Origin of the sequence: Roseobacter sinensis, assembly GCF_025755255.1 — a bacterium.
GTDB classification, from domain to species: Bacteria; Pseudomonadota; Alphaproteobacteria; order Rhodobacterales; family Rhodobacteraceae; genus Roseobacter; species Roseobacter sinensis.
Map to the genome: position 1 here is coordinate 121152 of NZ_JALIEB010000005.1, position 13227 is coordinate 134378.

The 13227-nt window shown below is 64.1% G+C and carries 14 protein-coding genes; 11 read left to right on the top strand and 3 right to left on the bottom strand.

What is annotated here, in order from left to right:
• Positions 1-4: 4 nt before the first annotated feature.
• The 6 genes from MUB52_RS09905 to ccoS all read left to right on the top strand — a co-directional run bounded on the left by MUB52_RS09905 (position 5) and on the right by ccoS (position 5385).
• Entirely contained in the window at positions 5-190 is a 186-nt protein-coding gene (locus MUB52_RS09905; protein WP_263844055.1) for a cbb3-type cytochrome c oxidase subunit 3, read from the top strand.
• A complete protein-coding gene (gene ccoP / locus MUB52_RS09910) occupies positions 187-1050 on the top strand; it encodes a cytochrome-c oxidase, cbb3-type subunit III (RefSeq protein WP_263844056.1) in 864 nt (287 codons plus the stop codon). Before MUB52_RS09905 ends, ccoP begins: the two co-directional genes overlap by 4 nt.
• Positions 1051-1137: 87 nt before the next feature.
• Positions 1138-2571, top strand: coding sequence for a cytochrome c oxidase accessory protein CcoG (gene ccoG / locus MUB52_RS09915; RefSeq protein WP_263844057.1), 1434 nt, complete (start codon positions 1138-1140; stop codon positions 2569-2571).
• Positions 2568-3041 carry a FixH family protein gene (locus MUB52_RS09920; RefSeq protein ID WP_263844058.1) on the top strand — a complete coding sequence of 158 codons (474 nt, stop codon included), beginning with the start codon at positions 2568-2570 and terminating at the stop codon, positions 3039-3041. Before ccoG ends, MUB52_RS09920 begins: the two co-directional genes overlap by 4 nt.
• A complete protein-coding gene (locus MUB52_RS09925) occupies positions 3038-5227 on the top strand; it encodes a heavy metal translocating P-type ATPase (RefSeq protein ID WP_263844059.1) in 2190 nt (729 codons plus the stop codon). The genes MUB52_RS09920 and MUB52_RS09925 overlap by 4 nt, the downstream gene beginning before the upstream one ends.
• Complete coding sequence (gene ccoS / locus MUB52_RS09930; protein WP_263844060.1) at positions 5224-5385, top strand: cbb3-type cytochrome oxidase assembly protein CcoS; 162 nt, start codon at positions 5224-5226, stop codon at positions 5383-5385. The genes MUB52_RS09925 and ccoS overlap by 4 nt, the downstream gene beginning before the upstream one ends.
• A 111-nt stretch (positions 5386-5496) precedes the next feature.
• On the opposite strand, the gene MUB52_RS09935 is transcribed toward ccoS, so the two are convergent.
• Together MUB52_RS09935 and MUB52_RS09940 are read right to left on the bottom strand one after the other, a co-directional pair.
• Positions 5497-6957 carry a D-alanyl-D-alanine carboxypeptidase family protein gene (locus MUB52_RS09935; protein ID WP_263844061.1) on the bottom strand — a complete coding sequence of 487 codons (1461 nt, stop codon included), beginning with the start codon at positions 6955-6957 and terminating at the stop codon, positions 5497-5499.
• Positions 6958-7178: 221 nt separating this feature from the next.
• Positions 7179-7886, bottom strand: coding sequence for an HAD family hydrolase (locus MUB52_RS09940; RefSeq protein ID WP_263844062.1), 708 nt, complete (start codon positions 7884-7886; stop codon positions 7179-7181).
• 87 nt (positions 7887-7973) lie between these two features.
• Here MUB52_RS09940 and clpS point away from each other — a divergent pair, with 87 nt between their 5' ends.
• The 4 genes from clpS to hemF all read left to right on the top strand — a co-directional run bounded on the left by clpS (position 7974) and on the right by hemF (position 11117).
• A complete protein-coding gene (gene clpS / locus MUB52_RS09945; protein WP_263844063.1) occupies positions 7974-8315 on the top strand; it encodes an ATP-dependent Clp protease adapter ClpS in 342 nt (113 codons plus the stop codon).
• Between the two features lie 4 nt (positions 8316-8319).
• Positions 8320-9327, top strand: coding sequence for a class I SAM-dependent methyltransferase (locus MUB52_RS09950; RefSeq protein ID WP_263844064.1), 1008 nt, complete (start codon positions 8320-8322; stop codon positions 9325-9327).
• Between the two features lie 21 nt (positions 9328-9348).
• Positions 9349-10149, top strand: coding sequence for an SDR family NAD(P)-dependent oxidoreductase (locus tag MUB52_RS09955; RefSeq protein WP_263844065.1), 801 nt, complete (start codon positions 9349-9351; stop codon positions 10147-10149).
• Positions 10150-10223: 74 nt separating this feature from the next.
• The gene (hemF, locus tag MUB52_RS09960) at positions 10224-11117 is read left to right on the top strand and encodes an oxygen-dependent coproporphyrinogen oxidase (protein ID WP_263844066.1); all 894 of its coding nucleotides are present in this window, start codon (positions 10224-10226) and stop codon (positions 11115-11117) included.
• Positions 11118-11130: 13 nt separating this feature from the next.
• On the opposite strand, the gene hemC is transcribed toward hemF, so the two are convergent.
• The gene (gene hemC, locus MUB52_RS09965; protein WP_263844067.1) at positions 11131-12084 is read right to left on the bottom strand and encodes a hydroxymethylbilane synthase; all 954 of its coding nucleotides are present in this window, start codon (positions 12082-12084) and stop codon (positions 11131-11133) included.
• An 80-nt stretch (positions 12085-12164) separates the two neighbouring features.
• Here hemC and hemE point away from each other — a divergent pair, with 80 nt between their 5' ends.
• The gene (gene hemE / locus MUB52_RS09970) at positions 12165-13220 is read left to right on the top strand and encodes a uroporphyrinogen decarboxylase (protein ID WP_263844068.1); all 1056 of its coding nucleotides are present in this window, start codon (positions 12165-12167) and stop codon (positions 13218-13220) included.
• Positions 13221-13227: the final 7 nt, after the last annotated feature.

Sequence of the window (13227 nt, forward strand, 5' to 3'; positions counted from 1 at the left end):
CAGCATGGAAACCTATTCGCTCCTGCGTGAATTCGCTGACAGCTGGATGCTTCTGGTTCTGTTCTGCATCTTCGTGGGCATCTGGTTCTGGGTCATTCGGCCCGGCTCCAGCGCCGCGCACGACGAGGCCAAGAACATGATCTTCCGCAATGACGACCGACCCGCGCCCCGAGAGGAGGCAGAGAAATGAGTAAAGTACCGCCGAAACAAGAGGGCGATCCGAACACCACCGGCCACAGCTGGGACGGGATCGAGGAGTTCGACAACCCGATGCCGCGCTGGTGGCTCTGGACCTTCTACGCCACAATTGTCTGGGGTGTGGCCTACACGATCGCCTATCCGGCCTGGCCACTGGTTTCCTCTGCGACCTCGGGTCTTCTGGGGTATTCCACCCGGGGAGAGGTGGCCGTCGACATCGCAGCGGTCGAGGAGGCCAACGCAGGCATCAATGCGCGGCTTGCCGAAGCGGAGCTCACCGAGATTTCCGCAGATGCCGAGTTGAACGGCTATGCCGTGTCCGCTGGTGCCGCCGTCTTCCGCACCTGGTGTGCCCAATGCCATGGCTCTGGCGCGGCAGGCTTCGTGGGCTACCCCAACCTGCTCGACGACGATTGGCTCTGGGGGGGCGACATCGAGGCCATTCACACCACGATCGCTCACGGGATCCGCAACGAGGACGACCCGGATGCCCGGTATTCCGAGATGCCCGCCTACGGTGACATCTTCGAGCCTCAGGAGATCTCCCAGGTCGTGAACTATGTCATGTCGCTCTCCGGCAGCGATCACGATGCTGGCCTGGCCGAACCGGGCGCCGAGCTCTTCGCCGACAATTGCGCGGCCTGTCATGGGGACGACGGTCTTGGAAACACCGAGCTCGGAGCTCCGAATCTCGCCGACGCGATCTGGCTCTACGGCGGTGATGAAGAAACGCTGACCGAGACTGTGACCTATAGCCGCTATGGCGTCATGCCACCTTGGACACAGCGCTTAGGCGAGGCAGAGATCAGGGCAGTCGCACTCTACGTGCACCAGCTGGGTGGCGGCGAGTAGCCGCTGCCCATCGGGCCGGGGGGCGCGGCAATCGCTGCAAACTCCCGTCGGCCCGGACCGCTTCAGAGTACATCCGCAAGGACAATCGTGACAGATCAAGCGCCGCCTCCCAGCCTCTACGCCGCCCGCGAGCCGATTTTTCCGCGGCGTGTCTCAGGCCAGTTTCGGAACCTCAAATGGGTGATCCTCGTGATCACCCTTGGTATCTATTACCTCGTGCCCTGGATCCGTTGGGATCGGGGGCCCGCGCTGCCCGATCAGGCGGTCCTGCTCGATCTGGCGAACCGCCGTTTCTATTTCTTCTGGATCGAGATCTGGAGCCACGAGTTCTACTTCGTCGCCGGTTTGCTGATCATGGCGGGGCTGGGGCTCTTCCTTTTCACGTCCGCCCTGGGGCGGGTCTGGTGCGGCTATGCCTGCCCGCAGACCGTCTGGACGGATCTCTTCATCCTCGTGGAGCGCTGGGTCGAGGGCGACCGCAACGCACGGCTCCGCCTGCACCGGCAAGAGAAGATGGACCTGCGCAAGCTGCGGCTGCGGCTCACCAAGTGGCTGCTCTGGCTGCTGATCGCGGTTGCGACCGGCGGCGCCTGGGTCTTCTACTTCGCCGATGCGCCCACGCTCTTCGTCGATCTCTTCACCGGGCAGGCCCATGCGGTTGCCTACATCACCGTCGCAATCCTGACCGCGACGACCTTCGTTTTCGGTGGCTTCATGCGCGAGCAGATCTGCATCTATGCCTGCCCTTGGCCGCGCATCCAGGCGGCGATGATGGACGAAGACACGCTGACGGTCGCCTACCGCGAGTGGCGGGGGGAACCCCGCAAACACAGCCAGGATGCGAAAACGCAGGAGCAGGGCGACTGCATCGACTGCATGGCCTGCGTGAACGTCTGCCCAATGGGCATCGATATCCGTGACGGGCAGCAGCTGGAATGCATCACCTGCGCGCTCTGCATCGACGCATGTGACGATGTAATGGAGCGCATCGGCAAGCCTCGGGGGCTCATCGACTACATCGCCCTGTCCGACGAGGAGCGCGAGCGTGCGGGCGCAGAACCCCGGGCGGTCTGGAAGCATATCTTCCGCCCCCGCACGATGCTTTACACTGCGCTCTGGAGCGGTGTGGGTGTGGCCCTGCTTGTCGCACTGTTCATCCGGGCCGAGATCGAGATGACGGTGGCCGCTGTGCGCAACCCGACGTTTGTCACCCTCTCGGATGGCTCGATCCGGAACACCTATGACATCCGGCTGCGCAACAAGAATAACGACGAGCGGCTGTTCCGCCTCTCTGTCGCGGGCGATCCCGCCTTGCGCATCCAGCTTGAAGGCACGCCCTATGGCTCGGTCGACGTACCGGCCGATACGTCCCTCTTGCAGAGGGTCTACGTGATCGCACCGCCGGGATCGACTCCCGCGGAAGCTGCCCGCACCGATCTTCGCTTCTGGGTCGAAGATCTCTCAAACGGCGATCGCGCCTACAAGGACAGTAGTTTTACCGGCACAGGAGATGAAGAATGACGACCGCACCCAAGCAATTGACCGGCCGCCATGTGGCCCTGATTTTCGTCTCGGCCTTTACCGTGATCATCGCGGTCAATCTGACGCTGGCTTACAGCGCGCTCAGCACCTTTCCGGGCCTCGAGGTCAAGAATTCCTACGTCGCGAGCCAGCACTTCGACAAGAACCGTGCCGCCCAGCAGGCCCTGGGCTGGTCAGTGCTGGCCCAAGCGCGGGGTGACGAGGTTGTGCTGTCGATCACGGATACCGCGGGGCGCCCTGTTCAGGTCGCGGAGCTTGACGCGACCCTTGGGCGGGCAACCCATGTGCGCGACGATCGGATCCCGGCCTTCGTCTACGATGGGGCCGATTATGTTGCACCGGCCGAGCTTGCACCCGGCAACTGGAACCTGCGGATGAAGGCGGTGGCAGCGGACGGGACCGTGTTCCAGCAGCGCGTCATCCTGCGCGTGCCAAAGGGCGCTTCGTGACGACGGCCAGCACAAATACGCCGGTGGGGTGCGCCGGATGCGTTGCGGCGGCGGCCCAGCCCGTTGCCGCGCCGCCTCGGGATGCGCGGATCATGCTGTCCTTGCCGACGATCCATTGCCAGGCCTGCATCGCGAAGGTCGAACGGGCGCTCAACGCGCACCCTGGCGTGACGTCCGCGCGGGTTAACCTCACTTTGAAACGCGCCCTGATTGACGCGGCACCCGATGTGACGCCCGCGGCATTGGCGGAGCTTATGATGCGCGAGGGGTTCGAGGCGCATGAGCTCGATCCCGCTGCGCTGAACGAAACCGCGACGGGCAGCGCGGGCCGCGATCTGCTGATGCGTCTGGCGGTGGCCGGCTTTGCCTCGATGAACGTGATGCTTCTGTCGGTCGCGGTCTGGTCCGGGGCCGAGGATGCAACGCGCGATCTCTTCCACTGGATTTCCGCCGCGATTGCCTTGCCTGCGATCGCCTTCTCGGCGCAGCCGTTCTTCGTGAACGCCTGGCATGCGCTGAAGGCCGGGCGGCTGAACATGGACGTGCCCATCAGCCTGGCGATTCTGCTCGCCTTGGTGACCTCCCTCTGGGAGACCTGGCTGTCCGGGCATCACGCCTACTTCGATGCGGCGCTGACGCTGACCTTCTTCCTGCTGGCAGGCCGCTGGCTGGACGCACGTGCCAGATCGGCGGCGCGGTCGGCGGCGGAGGAATTGACTGCCCTGGAGGTCCCCCGCGCGTGGCGTGTGACCGAGGAGGGGCCTGTCGAAGTCCCTGTCTCCGAGTTGCGGCTCGGCGATCACGTGCTCGTCCGCCCAGGAGGCCGCGCACCCGTCGACGGCCTTGTCATCGAAGGGCGGTCGGAAGTGGACCGGGCGCTGCTGACCGGTGAGACCTTGCCCGAAACGAAGGGGCCTGGCGACGCCATGAGTGCCGGCGAGGTCAATCTGACCGGCCCGCTCACGCTGCAGGCGACGGCGGTTGGTCAGGACACATCGTTGCAGCGCATGGCGGCGCTTGTCGCCATCGCCGAAAGCGGCCGGTCACGGTACACCTCTCTCGCGGATCGGGCGGCGAAGCTCTATGCGCCGGGCGTGCATATCCTGGCGGCGCTGGCGTTTCTGGGTTGGCTGATCTGGTCGGGGGACATGCGGGTCTCGCTGAACATCGCGGCGGCGGTGCTGATCATCACCTGTCCCTGTGCCCTGGGGCTGGCGGTTCCGGCGGTGACGACGGCCGCGTCTGGCAGGCTCTTCGGAAAGGGACTTCTGATCAAGAACGCAAACGCGCTGGAGCGGCTTGCGGAGATCGATACGGTGGTCTTCGACAAGACGGGCACGCTGACGACCGGGCAGCCCCGGCTGACCAATTGGGATGATCTCGATCCCACGCAGAAGGCGATTGCTCATGCGCTGGCGAGCGGGTCGCATCACCCGCTTTCGCAGGCCATCTGCGCAGCGGCGCAGGCGGAGGGGATGCTGCCTGCGGATCTCACGGACCGTGCCGAGCGACCGGGATATGGCGCCGAGGCTCGGCTTGGCGATCGGCCGGTGCGTCTGGGGCGCCCGGACTGGATCGGGCTGTCGTGCGGTGGATATGATATCTGCACTGCCCTGCAGGGTCCGGAGGGGGCGCCGGTTCTGCTGCGCTTCACCGACGCGGCCCGGAAAGGAGCATCGGATACGCTCGCGGCGCTCAAGGCCCAAGGATTGGACATAGTTCTGCTGTCCGGCGATCGGCCAGCGGCTGTCTCGACCTTCGCGGACCGGCTGGGCATCGCGGATTGGCACGCGGGGATGCTCCCCGACGCCAAGGCGCGGTTTGTCGGCGGGCTCGCAGATGAAGGGCGCAATGTGCTGATGATCGGCGATGGTCTGAACGATACAGCCGCGCTGGCTTCCGCGCATGTCTCGATCAGCCCGGCACAGGCGCTTGATGCCGCGCGCGCGGCATCCGACATGGTGTTGCTCGGCCAGGATCTGTCGCCCATCGCTGATGCGGTGGCCATGGCCCGCCGTGCAACCCGTCGAATTCGCGAAAACTTCCAGATCGCGACGCTCTACAACGTCGTCGCTGTCCCTCTGGCCGTAGCGGGCTTCGCCACACCGCTGATCGCGGCACTGGCCATGTCGACGTCTTCGATTTCCGTATCCCTGAATGCCTTGAGACTCGGAGGGCGCCGATGAACGTGCTGGCCTACCTGATCCCGATCTCGCTGGCCCTTGGCGGCCTCGGGCTGCTGGGTTTTCTCTATACCTTGAAGACCCGGCAGTACGACGACCCCGAAGGCGACAGCCGCCGGATCCTCAGCGACACCTGGGACGACCGGCCGAAGAGCGACTAGAACGTTTCGCCTTTAGCTTGAAACTAGATGTATCGCCTATGGCGTCAATTTTCATTGAAATCAGGCAGCGATAGGTGATTCAAGTTCAAGGCGAATTGTTTTGGCGCCTCGTTACGACGGGCCGACCATCTCGCAGTCGATGTTGCGGGCGGTCAGCCGGCGGCAGGCCAGATCCGCGCTGTCGCGGGTCATGCCGAGGAAGTTCGCCTCGAACCCGGTCGGCTTCTTGACGACCTTGCGCAATGTACCTTCCAGGGTCGTCATCTCTGCCAGAGCGGTCGTCACGAGAGCGCGTTCGGCATTGTACCGTGTGGTATAGCGCCCGACGTTGACGCCCCACTGATGCCCACCGGAGGTGGAAAGGCGTGTGACCACCTCATTTTCCGGCAAAGCCTCCGCGATGGCCCGCTCGATCGCACTGCCGGGCCGCATGACGGGGCGGACGTCGAGACCTGCGAGACTGCTGTTGGACAGCGCGGCGGTATCGTCGGCGACCGCCGGGGTCTCGCTTGTCTCTTGCGCGGCAACGAGCGCCATCTGAATATCAGACGACAGCACGCCGCTCGTGCTCGCGTGGGCGGCGGCCGGCGGCGGCGTCGCGGGCGTTTGCACCGAGGCGATCAGAGGCGTCGTGCCGGCCCGCATCCGGGGGCGGAGGCTGGTCCGCGTGATCCCGCTCACCCGCACTGTCTTCCCCGTTCCTCCAGCCACATAGGCAGGTTTTTTCGGTTTGCGCAGCGCGACGCGCGACGGTGCGCGCTTGAAGCCCATGTCGAGCAGTTCGGCAACGCGGGCATTTCGCGCGCTGGTGGAGGTGCCTCCGAACACAGTCGCGATGATCCGTTCGCGGCCACGCTCGGCGGACGCAACGAGATTGAACCCGGCCGCGCGGGTGTAGCCCGTCTTGATGCCATCCGCACCGCGATAGGCCGAGAGCAGCCGGCGGTTCGTATTCGCAACTTCGCGCACGCCGGCGTTGGTGGAGCGGCGCGAGAAGAGGTTGTAGTACTCCGGATAGTCGTAAAGCACGTGGCGGCCGAGTATCGACATGTCCCGCGCCGTCGAAAGATGTCCCGACTCGGTCAGCCCGTGCGCGTTCTTGAAGGTCGTCCGGGTCATGCCCATGGCTTTGGCGGTCCGGTTCATGCGGCGGGCAAAGGCGGCCTCGGACCCCTCCAGCGCTTCGGCGATGGCCGTCGCTGCGTCATTGGCCGATTTCACGGCGGCCGCACGGATCAGATAGCGAAGCGCAATGCGCTGGCCTGGTTTCAGCCCCAGCTTGGACGGAACCTCGGATGCTGCATGACGCGATATCTTCACCTTGGTGTCGAGCGTGATCTCGCCCCGCTCCACGGCCTGGAAGGCGACGTACAGCGTCATCATCTTGGTGAGCGATGCCGGATGCAGCCGCGTATCCGCATTGCGGGAGTGCAGCACTTCGCCCGATCGCGCATCCATGACAAAGGCGGCGTAAGGTGCCGCGAGCGCGCTGATCGGCACAATGACCAACATCCACAACGCTGCCAGAACAAATAGCCCGTACCGGGCCGGCACATAACGCCGAACCTTCATGATAACCTGCCTTTTCTGCCTCTCGCCGCCGATTTGTCCGACTGGCTGTTTTTGTCTGTGCGAGACTAACACAGCTTTGGATATCTATAAAGTCTTTGAATAAAGGTATTTGCGTTAAGTTTTGGTAACCAAGATCCACATATGGTGACCGTGTGGGGCCCAACACCCAGGCGGGCGGGTGTGACCAGAGTGCAAAGCGCCCGTTCCGCCTGCCGAGGGTATCAGAGCGACTCGATGTGTCCGATCAACGGCGCTAGATCTGCCAGAGATGGTAGCGCCTTGTAGCGTGCGTCATCCCGCGGCGGCGCGGCCTGCTCCAGATCCCAGGCATGCTCATGCGGGACAAAGACACCCCAACCGCCCGCCTCGATCATTGGCAGCACATCCGAACGCAGGGAGTTGCCGACCATCATGCCCTTGTCCGGTCCCGCGCCGTGACGAGCAAAGATGTCGACATAGGTTTCCGCGGTCTTGTCCGAGACGATCTCGACGCCGTCGAACAAATCCCCGAGGCCCGATTGTGCCAGCTTGCGCTCTTGGTCGAGCAGGTCGCCCTTTGTGATGAGAACGATCCGGTGGGTCTGACGGGCGCATTCCACGGCTTCGCGCGCATGGGGCAGCAGATCAACGGGATGGCGCAGCATCTCGCGCCCGGCGTCCAGGATTTCGGCGATCACCGGGGTCGCGACCTGTCCATCGGTGACATCGATGGCGGTCTCGATCATGGAGAGAGTAAAGCCCTTCACGCCGAAACCATAATGCTCGATATTGCGTTTCTCCGCGGCGAGCAGGCGCTCCATCAGGCTGGTCTTGTCGGTGAACTCGGACAGAAGCTCAGCGAAATGCGCCTGGGTCATCTGGAAGAAGCGCTCGTTGTGCCAGAGCGTGTCGTCGGCATCGAACCCGATGGTGGTGAGCCTCTGTGCCATTCCGACGGCCCCCTTTTCTAAATGTTCAGACAGTTTATATAGAGCGCTCAACGACTCACCACGACTTAACGCAGATCAGGAGCAGAAATGCACCGCGACGCAGTGATGATGGCGAACCGATCCGAGGACGACGGCGATACCTCGATCCTGACCGCGACCAAGCCGAAGACCAAGCGCCCTCCGCTCTATAAGGTCTTGTTGCTCAACGATGACTTCACGCCGATGGAGTTCGTGGTGCATGTGCTCGAGCGGTTCTTCGGCCTGAATCACGCGCAAGCCTTCGAGATCATGCTGACCGTGCACAAGAAGGGCGTGGCCGTCGTTGGCGTGTTTAGCCACGAGATCGCCGAGACCAAGGTGGCGCAGGTGATGGATTTCGCCCGCCGGCATCAGCACCCCTTGCAATGCACGATGGAAAAAGAAGACTGAGCGCGTGATCGACGCTCGACTTCCGCTCGCCCTGGATGGGGGCGGGCTGGTTTTTCCATCCGACGGCCGGATCGCCGTGTTTCATCCCACACCTGATGCTGCCCTGCCCGATCTGCCCAAGGACCGGCTCCAGATTGTCAGCGATTTCAAGCCGCATGTCGACGTGTGGCGCAGCCGTGGCTATGCCTGCGATGTCACCGCCGAGGACCGTTATGCCGCTGCAATTGTCTTGCTGCCGCGCGCGAAGGCCGAGGCGCGCGCCCTGATCGCCGAGGCTGCGGCCCGGACGCAAGGGCTGCTCGTGATCGACGGGCAGAAAACCGATGGGGTCGAGGGGCTGCTGCGCGAGATAAGGCGCGTGGCGACAGTGCGCGGGCCGGTGACCAAGGCACATGGCAAACTCTTCTGGCTGGAGCAGGCGGAGGCCGCCTTGTTTTCGGACTGGTCGGCCGGCCCGGCGCTGACCGAAGGCGGATTCTGGACGGCGCCGGGCGTTTTCTCGGCCGATGCGATTGATCCGGCGTCGGCGCTTTTGGCCGAGGCGCTGCCGGATGCGCTGGGGCGTCACGTGGCCGATCTGGGTGCGGGTTGGGGCTTCCTCTCGGCCCATGTGCTGACCCGCCCCGACGTGGAGGCTGCGCACCTGGTGGAGGCTGGCCATATGGCACTGGAGTGCGCGCGCCACAATGTCACCGACACCCGTGCGCAGTTTCATTGGGCTGACGCGACAACATGGCGACCGGATCAGCCGCTGGACACGGTTGTGATGAACCCGCCCTTCCACGGTGGGCGAGTTGCCGATCCAGCGCTCGGGCAGGCCTTCATCCGGGCCGCCGCTCGGATGCTGCACCGGCACGGGCAGCTTTGGATGGTGGCCAACCGGCACTTGCCTTATGAGGTGAGCTTGCAGAGCTTGTTCGCCACTGTGAAAGACTGCGGCGGCGACCGGCGCTTCAAGCTCTTTTGCGCGAGCCGCCCGCATCGCCAACCGGGCCGAAACCGGATAGACTAGACCGCGCGACAGGGGATCCAGATGTCATTTTCGATCAACGGCAAAACCGCAATCGTGACCGGCGCGGCCAACGGCATCGGCCTCGCGATCGCCCGGCAATTCGCCGACCGCGGCGCCAACGTGATGTGCGCCGACATGGACGAGAAGAAATTGGTCAGCGAATGGGGCGACCAGGCGGAAGACGGCAACCTGCGCTACTTTGCCGGCGATCTGCGGCAGCGCCTGACGATCGCCAACCTGGTCTCGGCCACGATTGATGCTTTCGAGCGCGTCGATATCCTGGTGAACGGATCGCGGCAGGTGATGCAGACCGATGCGCTGGATGTCGAAGACACGTCGGTCTCGGTTCTGCTGGATCAGAACCTCATCACCTCGCTGAGCCTCACACAGCAGGTTGCGAAGCGCATGATCAAGCAGGGCGCGGATCAGGCGGAGGGGCAGCTGGGCTCGATCATCAATCTCAGTTCCATTGCCGCGCAGCGCACCCGGCCCGAACTGATGGGCTATTCGATCGCCTGTGCGGCGCTGGAACAGATGACCCGCTCCATGGCGCTGGCCTTGGCGCCAAAGCGGATCCGCGTGAATGCTGTTTCTTTCGGGTCGGTGATGAGCGCCTCGCTCAAGTCCTCCATGATCGAGCATGGCGACTGGCGAGAAGACATCGTGGACCATACGCCGCTGGGGCGCATCGCCAGCCCGTCCGAGCTTGCCGATACGGTCCAGTTCCTGGCCTCTGAAGGATCGGGCTTCATGACCGGCGAGGTGATCACCGTCGATGGCGGCCGCAGCCTTCTCGATGTGGTGACGGCACCCGCGCACTGACGATTCCCGCTTTTCGTCCAGCTGCGTTCCGCGCTAGATATGGTGTCAGGACAGATTGACACATTGGACGACGGATGACCGACAGCCTTGAAACCGAAAAATCACGTGCGGCCGCATGGTTCCGCAGCCTGCGTGACGATATCGTCGCCGCCTTCGAGGCGCTTGAACAGGATCACACGGAGGGCCCGCTGTCGGAGGCGGCACCAAGCCGCTTCGAAGTGACCGAAACCAAGCGCACCAGCGATGACGGGTCCGATGCCGGGGGCGGTTTGATGAGCGTGATGCGCGGCGGCCGGGTTTTCGAGAAAGTCGGTGTGAATGTCTCCACGGTCTACGGCACGCTTGGAGAGCGTGCGCAGATGGCGATGGCCGCGCGGAAGGGTATCCCGGGAATGAAGGAGGATCCGCGATTCTGGGCCTCGGGCATCAGCCTCGTGGCGCATATGCAGAACCCGCATGTGCCCGCCGTGCACATGAACACGCGGATGTTCTGGACGCCGCACGCCTGGTGGTTCGGTGGCGGTTCGGATCTGAACCCCTGCATCGAGTACGACGAGGATACCGCGCATTTTCACGCCCAACAGCGCGAGAAGCTGGACCCGCACGGGGCGGAGTTCTACCCGCGCCTTAAGGACTGGGCCGATGAGTACTTCTTCATCCCCCATCGCAAGCGGGCCCGCGGCGTGGGCGGCATCTTCATGGATGATCATTGCACGGGCGATTGGGAGGCTGACTTCAGTCTCACCCAGGACATCGGCCGCGCGTTCCTGCCCGCCTTTGTGCCGCTGGTGCGCAAGCGCCGGGTGCAGGCGTGGAACGAGGCTGACAAGGATGCGCAGCTGGTGCACCGCGGGCTCTATGCCGAGTACAACCTCGTCTACGACCGTGGCACCAAGTTCGGGCTGGAAACCGGGCACGATGCGAATGCGGTGCTGATGAGCCTGCCGCCGCTGGCCAAATGGGTCTAGCCGGTCGCCGGTCTCACGACGCCTGGTGCCAATCGAAGAAGTCGGCGCCAGCCCTGGCCAGCAGTTCTTCAGCGAGATCCCGGCCCATGCGCTGACCATCCGAGATAGGGCCACGCCGTTCGCCAAAGATCGCCTCCGATCCGTCCGGGCGCAGCACTTCGCCGCGCAGATGCAACTGGCCGTCGTGGAGCTCCGCAAGCCCCGCAATTGGCGTCTCGCACGAGCCGTCCAGCGTCAGTAGGAAGCTGCGTTCGGCGACCAGTCGTTGCCCCGTCGGACCGTGGTGAATGGCGTCGAGCAGTGCGGCGGTGCGTTCATCCCCGATGCGGCGCTCGATCCCGATGGCGCCCTGTGCCACGGCGGGCAGCATGTCTTCCGCCGCGATCGGCGTTGCTGGAACGTCGGTCATCTTCAGCCGGTTGAGGCCGGCTGTCGCCAGGAATGTGCACTCCGCCACGCCGTCGCTCAGCTTCTTCAGCCGGGTCTGGACGTTGCCGCGAAACTCGACCACCTGAAGGTCGGGCCGCCGGTTGAGAAGCTGGGCCCGGCGTCTCAGGCTGGAGGTGCCGACGACAGCACCGGTTGCAAGATCGTCAAGTGTGCGCAGCCGCGGCGAGACGAAGGCGTCGCGCACGTCCTCGCGCGGCAGATAGGTCCCCAGAACCAGCCCCTCCGGCTGGACCGTCGGCATGTCCTTCATCGAATGCACGGCAATGTCGATTTTTCCCGACAGAAGATCTTCTTCGATCTCGCGGGTGAAGAGCCCCTTGCCGCCGATGTCCTTGAGCGGACGGTCCTGAATGGCATCTCCGGTGACTTTGATGACCACGATCTGAAACGCACCCTCCGGCAGATCAAAGGCCGACATCAACCGGGCGCGGGTTTCATGAGCCTGGGCCAGCGCGAGCGGCGAGCCGCGTGTGCCGATCTTGAGGGGCGAGTCGGGTGAAGGGAGATGCACTGTCATGGGTTTATCTTTTAGGTGTGTCAACTTAAGCTGACAACTGGAATGATCGGGATTCTCCAACTAGAAGCAGGACGTGCGCCATGAAAGATGGACCAGACGTGACAAGCGAGACCAAGACCATCCTGCGGGCCCTCGCAGGGGAAACGCTGCCGACGCCGCCGATCTGGATGATGCGCCAGGCCGGGCGATACCTTCCGGAGTACCGCGCGACCCGCGCGCAGGCGGGGGACTTCCTGTCCTTGTGCTACAACCCGGAACTGGCTGCGGAGGTCACTTTGCAGCCGATCCGCCGCTACGGGTTCGACGCGGCGATCCTCTTCGCCGACATCCTGCTGCTGCCGCAGGCTCTGGGCGCCGATCTGTGGTTCGTGACGGGCGAAGGGCCGCGGCTGTCAACGATCCAGACGCAGGCGGATTTCGACAAGCTGGGACCGGCGGAGGATATCCACGCCACGCTCAACCCGATCTACGAGACCGTGCGCATTCTGCGGCGGGAACTGCCAGCAGAGACAACGCTGATCGGTTTTGCCGGCGCACCCTGGACGGTCGCGACCTACATGATCGCGGGGCGCGGCACGCCGGATCAGGGCCCCGCCCACGCCCTGATGCAAGAGAACACTCCGCTTTTCGAAGCGCTGATCAGGCGCATCACTCAAGGCACAATCGACTACCTGGCGGCCCAGATCGACGCCGGTGCCGAGGTGGTCAAGATTTTCGACAGCTGGGCCGGGTCGCTCAAGGGCGATGCGTTCCGGAAATACGCGCTGGAGCCTGCACGCGAGATCACAGCGGCGCTCAAGGCGAGATACCCGGATATTCCGGTGATCGGCTTTCCGCGCGAGGCGGGCGACAACTATATCGGCTTTGCCAAGGCAACGGGCGTGGATTGCGTGGCGCTGGACAATTCGGTGAGTGCGACATGGGCCGCGCAGCACGTTCAGGTCGACGGCTGCGTCCAGGGCAACCTGGCCAGCCGTCACATGGTGACAGGTGGGCCGGCCCTGGTCGATGAGACCCGCGCCATCGTAAAGGCCTTCTCGAAAGGGCCGCATATCTTCAACCTCGGCCACGGGATCACGCCCGACGCCGACCCCGACAATGTGCAGCGCATGATTGATGCCGTCCGGGGGCAATAACCTCGAT